23 protein-coding genes are annotated in these 16,966 nt (G+C 60.9%); 17 read left to right on the forward strand and 6 right to left on the reverse strand.

The window, feature by feature from the left end; genetic code table 11:
• Positions 1-264 precede the first annotated feature (264 nt).
• The gene (locus GRF63_RS14830; protein ID WP_160486789.1) at positions 265-2,646 is read left to right on the forward strand and encodes a S8 family peptidase; all 2,382 of its coding nucleotides are present in this window, start codon (positions 265-267) and stop codon (positions 2,644-2,646) included.
• Positions 2,647-2,650: 4 nt separating this feature from the next.
• On the opposite strand, the gene gmk is transcribed toward GRF63_RS14830, so the two are convergent.
• From gmk to GRF63_RS14845, 3 genes are read right to left on the reverse strand one after another with little or no spacing between them, the layout of a single operon-like run.
• Positions 2,651-3,301 (reverse strand): guanylate kinase, encoded by a 651-nt coding sequence (gmk, locus tag GRF63_RS14835; protein ID WP_160486790.1) that lies wholly within the window; start codon positions 3,299-3,301, stop codon positions 2,651-2,653.
• 53 nt (positions 3,302-3,354) lie between these two features.
• Positions 3,355-3,819 carry a hypothetical protein gene (locus GRF63_RS14840; protein WP_160486791.1) on the reverse strand — a complete coding sequence of 155 codons (465 nt, stop codon included), beginning with the start codon at positions 3,817-3,819 and terminating at the stop codon, positions 3,355-3,357.
• Positions 3,820-3,870: 51 nt separating this feature from the next.
• Positions 3,871-4,383: an SspB family protein gene (locus GRF63_RS14845; protein WP_160486792.1), complete on the reverse strand. Its 513-nt coding sequence runs from the start codon at positions 4,381-4,383 to the stop codon at positions 3,871-3,873.
• A 106-nt stretch (positions 4,384-4,489) separates the two neighbouring features.
• Between GRF63_RS14845 and hisB the strand changes: the two genes are divergently transcribed.
• The 14 genes from hisB (at position 4,490) to pal (ending at position 13,078) form a co-directional block, all read left to right on the forward strand.
• The gene (gene hisB / locus GRF63_RS14850) at positions 4,490-5,083 is read left to right on the forward strand and encodes an imidazoleglycerol-phosphate dehydratase HisB (RefSeq protein WP_160486793.1); all 594 of its coding nucleotides are present in this window, start codon (positions 4,490-4,492) and stop codon (positions 5,081-5,083) included.
• A gap of 122 nt (positions 5,084-5,205) precedes the next feature.
• A complete protein-coding gene (hisH, locus tag GRF63_RS14855; protein ID WP_160486794.1) occupies positions 5,206-5,835 on the forward strand; it encodes an imidazole glycerol phosphate synthase subunit HisH in 630 nt (209 codons plus the stop codon).
• Positions 5,832-6,557, forward strand: a complete 726-nt coding sequence (gene hisA / locus GRF63_RS14860; RefSeq protein ID WP_160486795.1) for a 1-(5-phosphoribosyl)-5-[(5-phosphoribosylamino)methylideneamino]imidazole-4-carboxamide isomerase — start codon at positions 5,832-5,834, stop codon at positions 6,555-6,557. The genes hisH and hisA overlap by 4 nt, the downstream gene beginning before the upstream one ends.
• Positions 6,554-6,784, forward strand: coding sequence for a hypothetical protein (locus tag GRF63_RS14865; RefSeq protein ID WP_160486796.1), 231 nt, complete (start codon positions 6,554-6,556; stop codon positions 6,782-6,784). Before hisA ends, GRF63_RS14865 begins: the two co-directional genes overlap by 4 nt.
• Complete coding sequence (hisF, locus tag GRF63_RS14870; protein ID WP_160486797.1) at positions 6,781-7,554, forward strand: imidazole glycerol phosphate synthase subunit HisF; 774 nt, start codon at positions 6,781-6,783, stop codon at positions 7,552-7,554. The genes GRF63_RS14865 and hisF overlap by 4 nt, the downstream gene beginning before the upstream one ends.
• 68 nt (positions 7,555-7,622) lie before the next feature.
• Positions 7,623-7,793 (forward strand): hypothetical protein, encoded by a 171-nt coding sequence (locus tag GRF63_RS16450; protein ID WP_202131759.1) that lies wholly within the window; start codon positions 7,623-7,625, stop codon positions 7,791-7,793.
• Between the two features lie 51 nt (positions 7,794-7,844).
• Entirely contained in the window at positions 7,845-8,162 is a 318-nt protein-coding gene (locus tag GRF63_RS14875; protein ID WP_160486798.1) for a phosphoribosyl-ATP diphosphatase, read from the forward strand.
• Positions 8,162-8,539, forward strand: a complete 378-nt coding sequence (locus GRF63_RS14880; protein ID WP_160486799.1) for a histidine triad nucleotide-binding protein — start codon at positions 8,162-8,164, stop codon at positions 8,537-8,539. Before GRF63_RS14875 ends, GRF63_RS14880 begins: the two co-directional genes overlap by 1 nt.
• A gap of 103 nt (positions 8,540-8,642) precedes the next feature.
• On the forward strand, positions 8,643-9,086 hold the full coding sequence (locus tag GRF63_RS14885; RefSeq protein ID WP_160486800.1) for a YbgC/FadM family acyl-CoA thioesterase: 444 nt from the start codon (positions 8,643-8,645) through the stop codon (positions 9,084-9,086).
• Positions 9,083-9,778: a protein TolQ gene (gene tolQ, locus GRF63_RS14890; protein ID WP_160486801.1), complete on the forward strand. Its 696-nt coding sequence runs from the start codon at positions 9,083-9,085 to the stop codon at positions 9,776-9,778. Before GRF63_RS14885 ends, tolQ begins: the two co-directional genes overlap by 4 nt.
• Positions 9,779-9,781: 3 nt before the next feature.
• Positions 9,782-10,228: an ExbD/TolR family protein gene (locus GRF63_RS14895; protein WP_160486802.1), complete on the forward strand. Its 447-nt coding sequence runs from the start codon at positions 9,782-9,784 to the stop codon at positions 10,226-10,228.
• A 12-nt stretch (positions 10,229-10,240) separates the two neighbouring features.
• A complete protein-coding gene (locus tag GRF63_RS14900) occupies positions 10,241-11,056 on the forward strand; it encodes an energy transducer TonB (RefSeq protein ID WP_237392516.1) in 816 nt (271 codons plus the stop codon).
• Positions 11,053-12,477 carry a Tol-Pal system beta propeller repeat protein TolB gene (gene tolB / locus GRF63_RS14905; protein WP_160486803.1) on the forward strand — a complete coding sequence of 475 codons (1,425 nt, stop codon included), beginning with the start codon at positions 11,053-11,055 and terminating at the stop codon, positions 12,475-12,477. The genes GRF63_RS14900 and tolB overlap by 4 nt, the downstream gene beginning before the upstream one ends.
• A gap of 82 nt (positions 12,478-12,559) precedes the next feature.
• Positions 12,560-13,078 (forward strand): peptidoglycan-associated lipoprotein Pal, encoded by a 519-nt coding sequence (gene pal / locus GRF63_RS14910; protein WP_160486804.1) that lies wholly within the window; start codon positions 12,560-12,562, stop codon positions 13,076-13,078.
• A 1-nt stretch (position 13,079) separates the two neighbouring features.
• Here the strand turns inward: pal and GRF63_RS14915 are convergent, their stop codons facing one another.
• Positions 13,080-13,259, reverse strand: coding sequence for a hypothetical protein (locus tag GRF63_RS14915; RefSeq protein ID WP_160486805.1), 180 nt, complete (start codon positions 13,257-13,259; stop codon positions 13,080-13,082).
• Between the two features lie 192 nt (positions 13,260-13,451).
• On the opposite strand from GRF63_RS14915, the gene GRF63_RS14920 reads away from it, so the two are divergent.
• Positions 13,452-13,985 (forward strand): J domain-containing protein, encoded by a 534-nt coding sequence (locus tag GRF63_RS14920; protein ID WP_160486806.1) that lies wholly within the window; start codon positions 13,452-13,454, stop codon positions 13,983-13,985.
• A gap of 169 nt (positions 13,986-14,154) precedes the next feature.
• Here GRF63_RS14920 and GRF63_RS14925 read toward each other — a convergent pair whose 3' ends face one another.
• Positions 14,155-14,784 (reverse strand): hypothetical protein, encoded by a 630-nt coding sequence (locus GRF63_RS14925; protein WP_160486807.1) that lies wholly within the window; start codon positions 14,782-14,784, stop codon positions 14,155-14,157.
• Positions 14,785-15,132: 348 nt separating this feature from the next.
• Between GRF63_RS14925 and GRF63_RS14930 the strand changes: the two genes are divergently transcribed.
• Entirely contained in the window at positions 15,133-15,351 is a 219-nt protein-coding gene (locus tag GRF63_RS14930) for a hypothetical protein (RefSeq protein WP_160486808.1), read from the forward strand.
• A 200-nt stretch (positions 15,352-15,551) separates the two neighbouring features.
• Here the strand turns inward: GRF63_RS14930 and GRF63_RS14935 are convergent, their stop codons facing one another.
• Complete coding sequence (locus tag GRF63_RS14935) at positions 15,552-16,895, reverse strand: cystathionine gamma-synthase family protein (RefSeq protein ID WP_160486809.1); 1,344 nt, start codon at positions 16,893-16,895, stop codon at positions 15,552-15,554.
• Positions 16,896-16,966: the final 71 nt, after the last annotated feature.

A 16,966-nucleotide genomic window follows, 5' to 3' on the forward strand; every position in this document is an offset into this window, starting at 1 on the left:
TTCAGGTTCGCATGCGCGGCTAGCCCGTTGGCGTTCCTGATACAAGCGCGGACAGGGCGCGGCGTTTGCATATATTGCGCAAGCGGCCACGGATCATGGCCCAGTCCGTTAAAACACCTGCGGTGCCTCCCGACACATGCGTTCAGAAAAGGTTACGAGGTTTGGGGTAAAAGGGGCTGAAGTAACAACAACATCAGCTTGGGATTTGGTTTGGGACAGGTCAGCACATCACGAAAGCAGCGCGTCTGGCGCGACCGGGGATTGATGGTTGCAGCAGTGGCCCTGCTGTCTGCCTGCGGCGGTGGAGGGGGCGGCGGATCGCCCGTGATAAGCGCGCCGCCACCCGCGCCCGCGCCGACACCCACGCCAACTCCGACGCCCACGCCAACTCCGACGCCCACGCCAACTCCGACGCCAACACCGACACCCACGCCGACCCCGCCTGCGTCGGGCGGCTTCCCCGTGGCCGTAGTGCCATCGCAATTCAACACCACGGAATTTCGCCGTTCGGACGGGCCGGGGCAGCACAATGCGGCCACTGCCTGGGCTGATGGCTTTACAGGCGAAGGCGTGACCATCGCCGTTATCGACACAGGGATCGACCCCGACAGCCCGGAATTTGCCGGGCGCATCTCTCCTGCTTCAAAGGACATCTTTGGCAGTCGCGGGATCGAGGGAGGAGATGACCACGGCAATTCCGTGTCGCTGGTGGCAGGGGCGGCGCGCAATGGATCGGGCGTGCTGGGTATGGCCTGGCAATCCACCATATTGGCAATCCGCGCAGACGAGCCGGGATCGTGCGGGGCGGACAACCCTGAAGACCCCAGCACCGAATGCGCCTTTACCGACAGCGCTATTTCCGATTCCATCGCCTATGCGGTCAGCAATGATGCGAAGGTAATAAACATCTCGCTGGGCGGGCCAGGCGGCCTGACGCAAGGTTTGCAGAACGCGATTGCCAATGCCGTGTCGTCTGGCGTGCTGGTGGTAGTGGCGGCAGGCAATGACGGACGCACCGAGCTGTCGCAATTTGCGCAGATGGCCGGAAATGCCGGCGATGGCGGCGTGATCGTGGTCGGTTCCGTCGATGACGATTACCAGATTTCCGATTTCAGCAATCGGGCGGGCGAGAATACCGAGTTCTACCTTTCCGCACGCGGAGAGGTGATCTGCTGCGTCTATGAAGATGGCGAATTATATGTCGATGACGAAGGGTTCATCTACCTATTCTCCGGCACGAGTTTCGCCACGCCGCAAGTGGCAGGCGCGGCGGCGCTGCTGGCGCAGGCCTTCCCGCAGCTGACGGGCAGGCAGATTGCCAGCATCCTGCTCGACAGCGCATTTGATGCAGGCGATGCCGGAGACGATGCCGTCTATGGCCGCGGCATTTTGAACATCGCCGCGGCATTCCAGCCCGCCGGCACCACGCAACTGGCGGGCCAGCAGACCGCCATGGCGCTGGCCGATACGATCGCGACAGGATCCCCCGCCATGGGCGATGCCTTTGGCACGGCAAGCCTGCCAACACTGGTGACGGACAAATATCAGCGCGCCTTCTCTGCCGATATCGCCGCAGGCCTGCGCGGTGCGGATGTGCCGCAGCGGCTGCGCGGTGCGGTGGGGCAGGGTGCGCGGCACCTTTCCGCCGGATCGGACAAGGCCAGCGTCGCCTTCTCCATCGATGCAAGCGGCCGCTATTCGCCGCGCGCGCAGGAATTGCGACTGGATGCCGAAGATGCAGAACAGGCGCGCGTGCTGGCAGCCCGCGTGGCCTTGCGCATATCGCCCGATACGCAGATCGGTTTTGCTTACCGGCAATCGGCAGATGGCCTTGTTGCCGGATTGCAGGATAGAGAGCGGCCCGCCTTCATGATTGCAGGCAGTGGCATTGGCGATGCGGGAATGCTGTCACAGGCAGACAGCGCGATTGCCCTGCGTCGCCAGCTTGGTTCGTGGGGCCTGACTGTCAGCGCGCAGAGCGGTTCCACCTTTACTGCCGCCGATGTACGCCGCGCTGCCGAATTGCGCGGGCACCGGACGAAGGATGCCACCTCCAGCATGGGCGCGGCGCTTGATCGCCGCTTTGGCGCGCTGGATGCTGCCGCCGGAATTACCTGGACGGCAGAGGACCAGACCGTTCTGGGAGCGCGTTTCCACGATGGCTTTGGCCTTGCGGGCAGCGATACGTTGTTCCTTGACGCCGATCTTGGCTGGCGGTTCGCGCCGGAATGGCGGCTGGGGGCGGCATATCGGCAGGGTTTCACGCGCCTTCGCGCCGCTCCGCTGCTGGCCGATGGTTCGCACGTCGCCAGCAATGCATGGTCGATAGACGTGCAGCGCAGCGGCGTGTTTGCGGCAAACGATAGGCTGGCGATGCGCTTTTCCCAGCCCTTGCGCGTTGCGTCGGGCTGGCTGAACCTGAGCCTGCCGGTGGATTTCGACTATCGTTCGCTTACGCCCACCTATGGCACCCGCCAGCTTTCCCTTTCGCCAGAGGGCCGGGAGCTGACCGGGGAACTGGCGTGGGTTGGCAATCTGTGGGGCGGCAGCGCAGCGGCCAGCCTCTATATGCGGCGCGAGCCGGGCCATTATGCCGATATGCCCGAAGATGTGGGCGCAGCCCTGCGATGGTCGCGCAAGTTCTGAGGCGTCAGCTCATCAGGCGGCGGGTGAAATCCACAAGCCCCGTCTGGCGCGCACGGCTCATCCGCTCCGCCTCAAGGATGGTGAGCACCTTGTCGTAACACGCATCGATATCGTCGTTGACGACGACGTAATCATAGCCGTCCCAGTGGCTGATCTCGAACCGGGCGCGATCCATCCGTGCGGCGATAACTTCGTCGCTGTCGGTCCCGCGGGAACGCAGCCTGTGCTCAAGCTCTGAAATGCTGGGCGGCAGCAGGAAGACGCGCACCACGTCCGTTTCCATGCGCTGGTACAGCTGCTGTGTGCCCTGCCAGTCGATGTCGAATAGGAAATCCTGCCCGGCCTTGAGCCCGGCCTTGATCTGCGCCTTGGGCGTTCCGTAGCAATTGCCGAAGACCTTTGCCCACTCGAGGAATTCCTCGTTTTCCACCATGGAATCGAAGGTTTGCTGATCGACGAAGTGATAATCGCGTCCCTCGACCTCTCCGGGACGCATCGCCCGCGTAGTGACGGAAACTGACATTCCGATGCCATTGACCTGCTTCAGCAATTGGCGCGCAATCGTCGTCTTCCCGGTTCCCGAAGGGGAGGACAGGATGAACATCAGGCCGCGGCGGGCGAGCGGCTGCGAGGAAACTGGCGAGGATTCGATCATGCAACGCTAATGCGGTGCAGCGTCAGGGGGATCAACCCCCGTGGGCGATGCGCCTAGATCAGCGCGTCGGGGTCCGACTGCTTTCTCAGCATTTTCTCGCCATCCTTGCGGGACTGGCGGCGCGATTTGCCCAGATCAAACAGAACCTTCGCAACAATGCCGCCACTTACCAATAGCGCACCGGGTACAGACTTGGTGGCGTATTTGGTGACACCATATGCTGTGAGGGAGTGCAGCATGGAGCGGTTTTCCACCGCCTCCTTCGCAAACTGGCTGCCGTAACGCTTGCCCAGCATCGCCTTTTCAATGGTCTGCCGCGTCAGCCTGCCGATGCTGCGAATCAGGATATCGCTCATGATCAGGTTTGTGGCAGGGTTGCTGCTGGGGCCGGGGACGTCGTCGCCGTCACCGATCTTGGCCAGACCATCAGACGCCACATCGGTCACATGGCTGGGCTTGGACCCTTTTCCGCGGCGTTCTCTTACACGGCGACGGATCTCTTCGCGGCTCAGTTCCATGGTGATTTGCTCCCTTTCACGCATTGCAAGCGCGGCCGGAGGCAGGCGCTGCTATTTCTTGCGGCCGAAATCGACCGTGACGACATTCGAGCCGTCCTCAGTCTTTGCAACGTCTTCAACCGAACGGCGTTCCTCGCCAGCGGGTGCATCATTTTCCGCATCGTCATGCTCGGCCGGTTCGTCATCATCGACGGCGGCTTGGAATTGCAGCCCGAAATCGACCGCTGGATCGACGAATGCCGTAATGGCGGAGAAGGGCACCACCAGCTTCGACGGGATCTGGTTGAAGCTCAGCCCGACGGAAAATCCTTCATCGGTTACGTCCAGATCCCAGAACTTGTTCTGCAGGACGATGGTCATCTCGTCCGGGAAACGCTCTGTCAGCGCCTTGGGAATATCCACGCCGGGGGCGCTGGTTTTGAAGGTGATGTAGAAGTGGTGATTGCCGGGCAGCGTGCCGCCCTCCTGCTGCACCGTGCCGAGCACACGCCCTACTACGGCGCGAAGCGCCTCCTGCACGATCTCGTCATACGGGATCAGGCTGTCGGGTGTGTTATCGGTCATGTGGCGCTTGGTGAAGCCGGATCGGGGCAAAATCAAGCCGGAATCGGTAGGCTATCACCGCCTATGCGCTTGCGTGACGCAATCATCGCCCTATAGGCTCGGCCCCATGCGTACAGGGCGAACAGAGCGAAAAACCAAGGAAACCGACATCTTCGTCGAGGTGAACCTCGATGGATCGGGCCAATATGACATATCCACCGGAATCGGCTTTCTGGATCACATGGTGGAGCAGTTCAGCCGCCATTCCCTGATCGATGTCACCATGAAGGTGGATGGTGATCTGCATATCGATCAGCATCACACGACGGAAGATTCCGCCATCGCGCTGGGGCAGGCGCTGTCCGATGCCCTGGCCGACAAGGCCGGTATCGGCCGCTATGGCGAAGCGCATTCCCCGATGGACGAGACGATGGCCCGCGTGGTGGTGGATATTTCCGGGCGGCCTTACCTTGTCTGGAAGGCTCGCTTCACGCAGGAAAAGCTGGGCGAATGGGACACCGAGCTGATCGAACACTGGTTCCATTCCGTGTCGCAATCCGCCGGGCTGACGCTGCATTGCCAGGTTCTCTACGGCAGCAACAACCACCATATTTGCGAGGCGCTGTACAAGGGCTTCGCCCGCGCCATGCGTCAGGCGGTGGAGCTTGATACGCGCAAGGGCGGGGCCGTGCCCTCCACCAAGGGGCAGCTTGGTGGCTGATTGTTCGAAGTCCGCACGCCCATCCGGGCGTTCGTCCTCGCTAGACAGCCTTCGCTGTGCTGCGGACCCGCTGCGGGCGGGCAGTCGCCCTTGCGGTCGCTTCGTGCCCGTGGATCGGGACCATGGCTGAGGCGATTGCTCTTATCGATTACGGCGCAGGCAATCTGCATTCCGTTTACAACGCGCTGAACGCCGCCGGGGCAGAGCATGTCACCGTAACCGCCGACCCGAGGCTGGTGCGTGGCGCAAAACGTATCGTGCTGCCGGGCGTCGGCGCGTTTGGAGCCTGCCGCGAAGGCCTGTGGTCCATCCCCGGCATGATCGAAGCATTGCAGGACAGCGTGATAGAGCGCCGCGTGCCCTTCCTCGGCATCTGCGTGGGCATGCAATTGCTGGCCGATCGCGGACTGGAGCACGGCACGCATGAAGGCCTCGGCTGGATACCGGGGGAGGTGCACAAGATAGAGCGCACCGATCCCAATATCCGCGTGCCGCACATGGGCTGGAACGACGTGGCGCTGACCGCCCATCATGATGACCATGATTTGATCGAGGAGGGCGAGGCCTACTTCCTCCACTCCTATCATTTCGCCGCCCAAGACGGGGCGGATGTTGCCGCGATGACCGATCACGGCGGCGGCATCGTTGCGGCCGTGGCGCGCGACAATATCGTGGGGGTGCAGTTCCACCCCGAAAAGAGCCAGGCCTATGGTATAGACCTGCTGAAGCGATTTCTGGAGTGGAAACCATGATCGTATTTCCCGCAATCGACCTGAAGGGCGGCGAAGTGGTGCGCCTTGCCGAAGGCGATATGGATCGCGCCACCGTTTATGGTGACAATCCCGCAGCCCAAGCGATGCTGTTTGCCGAAGCTGGCGCAGAGCATCTGCACGTCGTCGATCTGGACGGCAGCTTCGCAGGCCGCGCCGAGAACCGCGAGGCGGTGGAGGCGATTGTCGAGGCTTTTCCGGGCTATGTGCAGCTTGGCGGCGGTATCCGCGATGCAAAGGCCGTGGAAGGCTGGTTCAACCTCGGCGTAGCGCGCGTGGTGATGGGCTCTGCCGCTTTGAAAGACCCCGACTTCGTGAAGGAAATGGCGCGCGAGTGGGAAAGCGGCATTGTCGTCGCCGTGGACGCGAAGGACGGCATGGTCGCTACCGAAGGCTGGGCAGAGGTGTCCGACGTGCGCGTGGAAGATCTTGCAAGGCGCTTCGAGGATGCAGGTGTCGCCAGCCTGCTGTTCACTGACATCGGCCGCGACGGAATGCTGAAAGGCTGCAACGTGCAGGCCACGGTCGACCTTGCGCGAGCGGTGGACATTCCCGTAATCGCCAGCGGCGGGGTGAAGGGGCTGGACGACATTCACATGCTCGCGCTGCAGGCGGATCAAGGGATCGAGGGCGTGATCACGGGCCGCGCGTTGTATGAAGGACGGCTGGACCTGGCTACCGCGATTGCGATGGCGAACCGGTGATTATTCTCTTCGGTCTAATCTATGCTGCCGTGATTGGCGCCTTGTTTTTCGGCCAGTTCAAGGTCGTACGTCGGGCACTTCAGCAAAGAGTCGCGGGAATGGGGCGCTTCACCTTTCCGCGCGAAGAATCGCCGATTGGCTTTTGGATCGTGCTGGGCATTGAGATAGCCGCGCTTATGCTGGCTTCTCTCTATTTTGCAGCTGCACTTGGCATTTTGCTCAAATGACCGTCCGCATTCGCGTCATCCCCTGTCTCGACGTGGCCGATGGCCGCGTGGTGAAAGGCGTCAACTTCGTCGATCTGAAAGACGCCGGCGATCCGGTGGAGCAGGCGCAGGCCTACGATGCGGCAGGCGCGGACGAGCTGTGCTTCCTCGACATTTCCGCCAGTCACGAAGGGCGCGGCACGTTGCTCGATATCGTAAAGCGAACGGCGGAGGTGTGCTTCATGCCGCTGACCGTGGGCGGCGGCGTTTCCAGCGTGGAGGATGCGCGCGCGCTGCTGCTGGCAGGTGCGGACAAGGTGGCGGTAAACTCTGCCGCCGTGAAGCGCCCCGAAATCATGGCCGACATTGCCGATCGCATGGGTAGCCAATGCGCCGTCGCCAGCGTCGATGCGCGCCGCGTTTCCGCTCCGGGCGAGCCGGGACGCTGGGAAATTTTCACCCACGGCGGACGGCGCGAAACCGGAATCGATGCGGTGGAACACGCGGTGAAACTTGCGGAACTGGGCGCGGGCGAACTGCTCGTCACCAGCATGGATGGCGATGGCACGCAGGCAGGCTACGATCTCGAACTCACCCGCGCCATTGCCGATGCCGTGTCCGTGCCCGTGGTGGCGAGCGGCGGCGTGGGCAATTTGCAGCATCTGGTCGATGGCGTGACGAAGGGCCACGCCAGCGCGGTGCTGGCGGCCAGCATCTTCCACTTCGGCACCTACACCATTGCCGATGCGCACCGTGCCTTGCGTGAAGCGGGCTTGCCGGCGCGGGGATAAAGGTCCGGAAACGGGACACTGCAGGGGGCGCCGTTGCGGCACCATGCGCGATGGGCTTTGCGAGGGCCATGCCCTCCCGAATCGCAATCGCCACCACCATGCTTTTTGCCGCCACACCCGCCGCGGCGCGTGACGTTGCGCAAGTGTCGGAGGCCAGCAGCCTCACCTTGCTGGCGATGGGCGTGGCAGGCGTGCTGATCGGTCGCAGCCTTTCCATGCGCCGCAAGGACGAGGACTGACGCACCTCTTGGCTTGACCGCAAGCCACTGCATCGCGCATTGCCATTGGCGATGGATACACTCACCCGCCTGGAAGCCACCATTGCGCAGCGTCGCAAGGCCTCGCCCGACGATAGCTATGTCGCAAAGCTCAATGCCAAGGGGCTGCCGAAAATTTGCGAGAAGGTGGGGGAGGAAGCCACCGAAACCGTGATCGCCGCGCTGGCGGGCACGGATGCGGAGCTGACCGGAGAAGCCGCAGACCTGCTGTTTCACCTGCTGGTGCTGCTGGGCGCAAAGGACATTCCGCTGCACGATGTGCTGGCAGAGCTGGATCGGCGCGAAGGCGTATCCGGCCTCGATGAAAAAGCTGCAAGGACACCAGACTGATGGCTGTCGATCCCACCAAGCCCTACAATTCCGAAAATATCTTTGCAAAGATGCTGCGCGGTGAAGTGCCGTGCAGCAAGGTTTATGAAGACGAGTGGTCGCTGGCCTTCCACGATATCAACCCGCAGGCCGATGTGCATATCCTGGTGATCCCGAAGGGTGCTTACGTCAGCTGGGACGATTTTTCCGCAAAGGCATCGGCAGAGGAAATTGCCGGTTTCGTGCGCGCGGCGGGCCATGTTGCGCGTGAACAGGGGCTGGTGGTGCGCGGTTATCGCCTGCTGGGCAATGTGGGGCGCAATGGCGGGCAGGAAGTGCCGCATCTGCACGTGCACCTGTTTGGCGGCGGGCCGCTGGGACCGATGCTGGCTCGGTAGGCCGCACACTCGGCAGACCTTATGGGCGACTCGCTTCGCCGCCAAACGCTAATATTCTTGCGGCAGTCAGGCTGTAAGTCGCCGTTCATATAAGGAGAGCCAATTGCAGCCACCCTCTGGCATTATCGAAGGGTCTCGCCACCATTATCCGGTGCGGGTGTTTTTCGAGGATACCGATCTGTCCGGCATCGCCTATCACGCCAATTACCTGAAATGGTGCGAACGCGCCCGCAGCGATCTGCTGCGTGTGCTGGGCATAGACCAGCGCGCCGCTTTCGAGGCGGGCGAGGGGGTTTATGCCGTTTCCGAAGCGCAGATAAAGTGGCGCCGCCCGGCAAAGCTGGACGATGAATTGATCGTCACCACCCGCGCCGTGGAACTGCGGGCTGCCAGTGCGCGTATGGAACAGCGGGTATTGCGCGGAGAGGAACTGCTTGCCGAAGTGGACATCGTTGCCGCATTCGTTACTCCCCAAGGCCGCCCGCGCCGCCAGCCCGATGACTGGCGCCGCGCATTCGAAGAATTTGCCACGAAAGATCCTGAATGACCGTGCTGGACCTGCTTGCCGTTTCCGCCCCTACCAGGCTCGACCCGATCGAGCTGTTTCTCGATGCCGATATCGTCGTGCAGCTGGTGATCCTGGGCCTGATCATGGCGTCCATCTGGACCTGGGCGATCATCATCGGTTTTTCCATGCGCATGGGCAAGACGCGCCGCGCCTGCGACACGTTCGAGGAAGATTTCTGGACCAATGAGGATACCGACGGTGTTCTGGACTCGCGCCGCCGCAAGGATAACCCGTCCGCCCGCGTTGCCGCTGCCGGGATTGCCGAATTTCGCCGCAGCCACAAGGCAGGCCTGAAAGATCCCGTTGCCGCGCGTGGCCGCGTGGCGCAGGCGATAGAGGGGCAGGTGGCGCATGAATCGGACACACTGGCCAATCGGCTCAACTTCCTTGCCACAACCGGCTCCGTCGCGCCCTTCGTGGGCCTGTTCGGCACCGTGTGGGGCATCATGAACAGCTTCTTCCAGATCGGCATGCAGCAGAACAGTTCGCTGGCCGTGGTGGCGCCCGGCATTGCAGAGGCGCTGTTTGCCACCGCTATCGGCCTGTTCGCGGCCATCCCTGCCGTTATCGCTTACAACCGGCTGTCCAATTCGGTGAACGGCTTCGAGGCGCGCCTGCACCGCTTTGGTGACCGTGTGCATGCCGCCGTCAGCCGCGAGATGGAGCGCTAGGCGATGGGCATGGGCGTCATGTCCTCCAGCCGTCGAGGCCGCTCCAGCCGCCGCGCGCCCATGGCGGAGATCAATGTCACGCCATTTGTGGACGTGATGCTGGTGCTGCTGATCATCTTCATGGTTACAGCGCCATTGCTGGCCAGCGGCGTACCCGTGGAACTGCCCGAAAGCCGCGCCAATCCGCTGGATCAGGATCCGGAGCAATTCACCATCGCGCTGGACCGCGAAGGGTTTATCTACGTCGACGATACCTTGGTGGAGGATGGCGCGCTGCCACAGGCACTGGATGCGATTTCCGGGCCGCAAGGCTCTGAAAAGCCGCTTATCAATCTGCGCGCAGACACCTCGCTGGATTACGGCCGGGTGATGGCGGTGATGGGCGAATTGAACAACGCCGGTTTCAATTCCATCTCGCTGGTCACCACCGGTTCAGCCGAAGCGCCATAGCCCTGTGACCTGATGGCCATGTTTGCCGATCTTTCCCGTGAAGAGCGTGTGGGCTTCGGCCTGGCCGCGGTGGCACATGTGGCGCTGGCGGCGGCGCTGGCCTACCACGCCACGCGCGAACCGCCTGCCTTTACCGTGCCGGAACGGATCGACGTGAACCTGGCAAGCGAGGTCAGCCTGCGATCCACCGCGCCCGATCCCAGCGCGCAGCCTGCTGCGTCGCTCGCCCCTGAAGTTGCCGATATGCCGCAGGCGGCACAGGATCCGCTTGAAGTGCCGGTGACAGAACCGGTGGAGCGTTCCGTCACCACGCCGCCGCGACGATCACCGGAACGCAGCACGCCTGCACCAGCGCCAACGCCGCGGCCCACCCGCCGTGCAGAGCCCACGCCCGCCCCGCGCCCAACGGCCACCGCCACGCAGCGCGCGCAGGGCAGTCGGCTGAGCGAAGATTTCCTGCAAGGCACCAGCGATGCAAGCGGAGATCGCGGTTCGCCTGCTCAGACGGTGGGGCCAGCACAGCAAGCCTCGATAGCGCAGGCCATCATCCGGCAGCTTCGCCCACACTGGCAGCCGCCATCCGGTGTCGATATCGAGCAGCTGGTGACGGTCGTGCGGTTCCGGCTCAACCGCGATGGTTCGCTGTCAGGCTCGCCAGAGGTGCTGCGCACCAATGGCGTGACCGATGGCAACCGTACGCAGGTCAGCCGTCATCAGGAACAGGCCATTCGTGCGGTTAGACTTGCCGCCCCGTTCGATTTGCCCGAACAATATTACTCAGGATGGCGTACCATCACGTCCAACTTCGACAATAGGCTTGCCCAATGATCCGAACCCGTATTTTCGCCGCGCTTTCCACCGCTGCAATCGCATGCTTCGCCACCCCTGCCATCGCGCAGGATAGCGACCTTGCAACCGATATCGATCCGGCAGCGATAGGCGCCAACAGCGTGCAGCAGGTAGATGTGGAAGATAGCGGTGAAGGGATTTCCGTCACCGTTACTGCCGATGCCTGGCAGGATCTTGGCATCGCCATCGCCAGCTTCGCCACCAATCGGGATGAGCCCACGCCTGCCAATGCGCAGGGCACCGCCGCGCTGGGCCATGAACTGGCGCGTGTCGTATTCAGCGATCTGCGTTTCAATGGCCTCTTCCGCCCGGTTGGCCCCGATGCCCTGCCGCGCCCCAGCTATGGTGAGATTACGGCCCCGGCATGGCCCACATGGCGCGGCCGTTCGGCAGAGATGCTGGTGCATGGCTATGTGCGCAACAATGCTGATGGCCGCCTGACGGTTGGCTGCTATCTCTACGATGTCGCATTGCAGAGCGAATTGGTGCGGGAAGGCTGGGTGGTGAACCCCTCCGAATGGCGCCGCGCCGCGCATAAATGTGCAGACCTTGTCTATTCGCGCCTGTCGGGCGAAGATCCCTTCTTCGACAGCCGCATCGCCTATATCGCGGAAACCGGCCCCAAGGATAACCGCATCAAGCGGCTGGCCATCATGGATAGCGACGGCGCAAACCATCGCTTCATCACCAATGGCCAGTCCACCGCGCTTACCCCGCGCTATTCACCCGACTATTCCAAGATTGCCTATCTCTCCTATGTGGACGGCAATCCGCGCATCTATGTTTATGACATCGGCACCGGGCGGCAGACCCTGGTGACGCAAAGCAGCAATCCCACCTTTGCCCCGCGCTGGAGCCCGGATGGCCGCTGGATCCTCTATTCCATGGCAATCGGCGGCAACACCGATATCTATCGCGTATCATCCAGCGGCGGCGGCACGCCCCAACGCCTCACCACCAGCCCGGCCATTGAAGTGGGCGGTTCCTATTCTCCCGATGGCAGCCGGATCGTGTTCGAAAGCGATCAGTCCGGCGCGCAGCAATGCTATGTGATGGATGCAGACGGTTCCAACCAGCGCCGCATCAGCTTCGGCGGCGGACGCTGCGCTACCCCGGAATGGAGCCCGCGCGGCGACCAGATCGCCTTCACCCGCATCGCCGGGGATTTCAATATCGCCGTGATGAGCCCGCAGGGCCGCAACGTGCGTGTTCTGACAAATGCCTGGCATGATGAGGCTCCGACATGGGCGCCCAATGGCCGCATCATCCAGTTCTTCCGTACAGAGCGCGGTTCCGGCGATACGTCGATCTGGCAGGTGGACCTTACCGGCGATAACGAACGCCGACTGCGCACGCCGGTAGGCGCGTCAGACCCTGCTTGGGGACCGGTTTTGCCTTAAGTGCGTTAGTTCCCCACGGGAGCCGAAAAATGGCTGCAAGATAGCATACCGTACGTCAAAAGGGTTCAAGGAGAGCCAAGCAATGAATCGTCTGATTATCGCCGTCACTCTGTCCAGCGCACTGGCACTTGGTGCCTGTAAGAAGGAGCCGCCCGAAATGGCGCCGCCTCCGCCGCAGAACACCACGCCTGCACCCACGCCAACGCCGGCACAAACGCCGATGGCACCGCAGCCGGGTTCGCAGTCGCACTTCGCAACGGCCATGTCCGGGGCGGACACGATCTATTTCGATACCGACAGCTATAACATCGATGCAGAAGATCAGGCCGCGCTGCGCCGCCAGGCCGAATACCTGCTGCAATACCCCAATGCGCGCGCCACCGTGGAAGGCCATGCCGACGAGCGCGGCACGCGTGATTACAACCTCGCCTTGGGCGAACGCCGTGCCAATTCCGCGAAGAACTACCTCGTCAGCCTTGGCGTGCCGGAAACGCGCCTGCGCATGGTGAGCTATGGTGAGGAACGCCCGGTTGCCACCGGTTCGAACGAATCCGCATGGGCGCGCAATCGCCGCGCCGTGACGGTAATGATCGAGAACTGATCTAGCGGATCAGGCCAGACAGGATCGGTACGAACCGATCAACAGCGGGCGCGATGACCTTGGTCATCGCGCCCGTTTGCGTTGCAACGGCCGTGTAATCGGCGGCTGGCGTGGCAAGCAGCGTGAAAGCTGCCATCGCGAAAACGCTGAGGGCGGCGGAAATGGCGAGCGGCTTGCTCATGAGAGTCCTGCTTCGATTTTTCATTCGGTTTCCACATAGCCAGTCCGGCTGATGTTGCAACGCAGCAAATTGCACGAAAGTGTATCAATTGTCTCAATCCGTTGCGCAAAAACATGAATTGACGCAGTCGGTTCACGTAAGCGGTTTTGCCCCCTATATGGTGCAGATGCTTTCCTGCAGGATAACACGCTGATGGCCCGTTCTGGCCGATCGAACGACTGGGGCTTTCCCCGCTGGCGCGGCTATGAAGATGGCCGTGAAGCCGTTGAGGTGCGCATCTGCGACAGGCACGGCTGCGATCAGGCGGGCAATTGCCCTGCGCCAAAAAGCCCCAACAGCCCGGACCGCTGGTATTTCTGCGAGAAACACGCTGCGGAATACAACAAGGGCTGGGACTATTTTCAGGGCCTGGACAAGGAAGAAGCCGCCCAGCGCGCCAAGGCCGAACAGGCCGAGAGTGCAGGCTATGCCGAATCGCAGCATTACGGCTGGACCGGCAGCGGAGACGGATCGCGCAGCGCAGATGAAATGCGCGCGCTGGAGGTATTGGAGCTGGAGGCTGACGCCGATTTCCAGGCGATCAAGCGAGAATGGCGCGCACGGGCGAAGAAGGTGCATCCCGACGTGAAGCCCGGCGATGCCGAGGCTGCGGAGGAATTTCAGAAGCTGCAACTCGCCTATGAAGTGCTGAAAGCTGCCGAAGAACGGCGGGAATGGAAGGGGTAAGCCCTTCCCCTGCGCCCAATCGCGGTGGCGCTTTCGAAAAATGGACGGTGCGACTGCTGTTGCCGGCACTTGGGCTGGCGCTGGCCATGAGCATGCTCTGGGTCGCCAGTTCAAGTATTGAATATGAGAGTTTCAAAGCATATTGAGAGTATGAGTATTAATACTGTTTTCAAAGTTCTTTAGCTCTTTTACCATTATAAAGTTTTTCAATGATGTTTTTGATACCGATAACTTGGCCGATGTTGTAAATTTGATTTGCATCTGGTTCAGCAATCACTTTATCAATATAGTCAAGGATCGTTGATTTCTCACCATCGTTTAAAACCTCGATAACATTCATGTTTATTGGGAATTTGTTTTCGTCGCTTAAAAAATAGTCAACTAAAACTTTATCTTGTACATTCATTTGTATCGCTCTTTTAAAAAGATGCTGTCTAGGGAATAGGCCGCTATTAGCTTCACATATAATACTTTCGCTGTGTTTGTTCCAAAAATTGGCGAGTTGAAGTTTATAGTTTGGAGAAATTCTACTGATACTACTGAATCGAAGTAGAGTTTCTTCAAGATTCTCTGCTGCTGAATATTTATCCAAGCTACTTTCTTTTGTCAATATTAAGCATAACTCTGCTGACATGACCCGAACGTCGATTTGAGATAATTCTGAGGTGAGATTTTGGACAAACTTCACCCCATCTTCTTGAGGTAAACCAGGTGGAGTACAGTCACAATCTGAATCGGTTGCCGTTCCAAACGCATACGTTGAAATACTAAATACTAGAAAACCAATCAGTTTATTCATTCTTGTTTCCTGTAAATATATATAAATTGATTAAACCTTTTTAATTAATCGAATCGTTGAGTGTAAAACTTTGGGTAATTGTTATTATAGATTTCTCTAAGATATTGAAATGAATCGCCTCATTGCGAGGGAAAACTCGCTCCAATTATCAGCAAATGGAAAGTGTCCGCCATCATCAAGATTGAAATTCTTAATTCCAATATCACGACATGCGGAGTCAATGTATTTTTGAGGTGTAATTTTATCAAAAGAGCTAGTGATACTCACTGGCGTGCATGGTTCGATGGGCCGGAGCGCGGCACCTAGCGCGCCGTGGAAATCGATGAGCTCGACGTAGCGGACCAGCGAATGAGTATCGTGATAGCTGACGGCGAGGTCCGGGGTGGCCGCGATGGATGCAATTACTGGGGCTATGTGGGAGAGCCCGACCCCGAGACCGGCGAACGCATGATGGAAAGCACGCTTGCCGCCTGCGACCAGACACCCGCCATCCAGGCTTACGATAGCATCGGGCATTACCGGGCGGAGATCGAACTGCTTTCCGAAAACAGGCTACTGGTCAGCTAAAACGGGGCAAGCGGCGAGTTCATTCGCTGGACGCACGATCTGGCAGAGGCCGAGCATGCGGCTGACGAACGTGCCATGCAGAAAGTTATCACGGCGCAGCCGCCACAGCCCGCCCGCACCGCCATTCCGCCGCCACCCGCGCCTGCTCCGCCGTCGCCCCTGACGGGAGGAGCGGCAGGGCAGGACGCCGGGCAGTTACCCTAAACTTCGTCCAGCGCCTGTTCGAAGTCGGCAATCAGGTCGTCCGCATCCTCGATACCGATGGAGATGCGCACCAGATTGTCTGAGATACCCAGCTCCGCACGGCGCCCTTCGGCCACCGAGAGATGCGTCATGCTGGCAGGGTGGCTGGCAAGCGTTTCCGTGCCGCCAAGGCTAACGGCCAGCTTCGCCACCTTCAGCGCATCGAGGAAGCGGAAGCATTCCGCCTCTCCGCCCTTGATGAATACGGAGAAGGTGGAGCCTGCGCCAAGGCAATGGCGGTTGTAGATGTCCTGCTGCCGCTCGTCCTCGATCATGCCGAGATAGCCCAGGCCCTTCACCTTGGGATGCTTTTTCAGCATGGCACAAACCTTGGCGGCGTTCTCGCCTGCGCGCTGCATGCGCAGTTCCACGGTTTCAAGCGATCGCAGCAGCATCCACGCGGTGTTGGGATCGGCAATGCCGCCCATGGTGTTGCGCAGGGCGCGAATGGCGTCGATCCATTTTTTCCGGCCCGACACGCTGCCCGCCACCAAGTCTGAATGGCCGCCCACATATTTGGTGAGCGAGTAGACCACAAGGTCCGCGCCCTGGTCCAGCGGACGCTGCCACAGCGGGCCGAGGAAGGTGTTGTCGATGGCGATGGGGCAACGCTCCGGGTCGAAATGCGCGTCGCGCGCTTCCTTCACCGCTTCGATATCCACCAGCGCATTGGTGGGGTTGCCGGGGCTTTCCAGATAGATCAGCGGCACTTCGCCGCCCTGTTCTTCCGCCTTGGCCTTGGCCTCGCGCATCACCTCGTCCAGCTTTTCGCGGCTGGCCCCTGCGGGAAAGGCGATATAGGTGACGCCGTATTTCGCCATTACCTTGGCAACAAAGCCTTCCGACGCGGCGTAAAGCGGGCCGGAATGTACGATCACATCGCCGGAATTGCAGGCGGCCAGGATCAGCACGGCAATCGCCGTCATCCCGCTGGAGAAGCATAGTGCATCTTCCGCCCCGTCCCAGATTGCGAGGCGGTCTTCGAGGATCTCCTGGTTCGGCCCGTTGAAGCGCGAATAGACGAGGCCCTCGGCCCCGCCTTCACGCTTGCCGGTGATACCTTCGAAATGACGCTTGCCGGCAGAGGCGCTTTCAAAGGCAAAGGTGCTGGTGAGAAAGATGGGCGGTTTCAGGGAGCCTTCGGACAGCGACGGATCGAAGCCGTGGCCCATCATCAATGTGGAAGGCTTCAATTCCCGGCCGCCGATGGTGGTCACCTCCGGCTTGGGCTTGCGGCGCGGGGTGGGGGTGTCCACGGCGCCCATTGGGTCGGCTGCGTTATCGTCGGGCTTATCGGCCATAGGGGAGGCTCCTTGGGTGTCTTACCCCTAGGAAGGCAGGGGGACGCTGGGAAGTTCCGGGCCGCCCGCTC

Origin of the sequence: Aurantiacibacter rhizosphaerae (genome assembly GCF_009807005.1) — a bacterium.
GTDB lineage: Bacteria > Pseudomonadota > Alphaproteobacteria > Sphingomonadales > Sphingomonadaceae > Alteraurantiacibacter > Alteraurantiacibacter rhizosphaerae.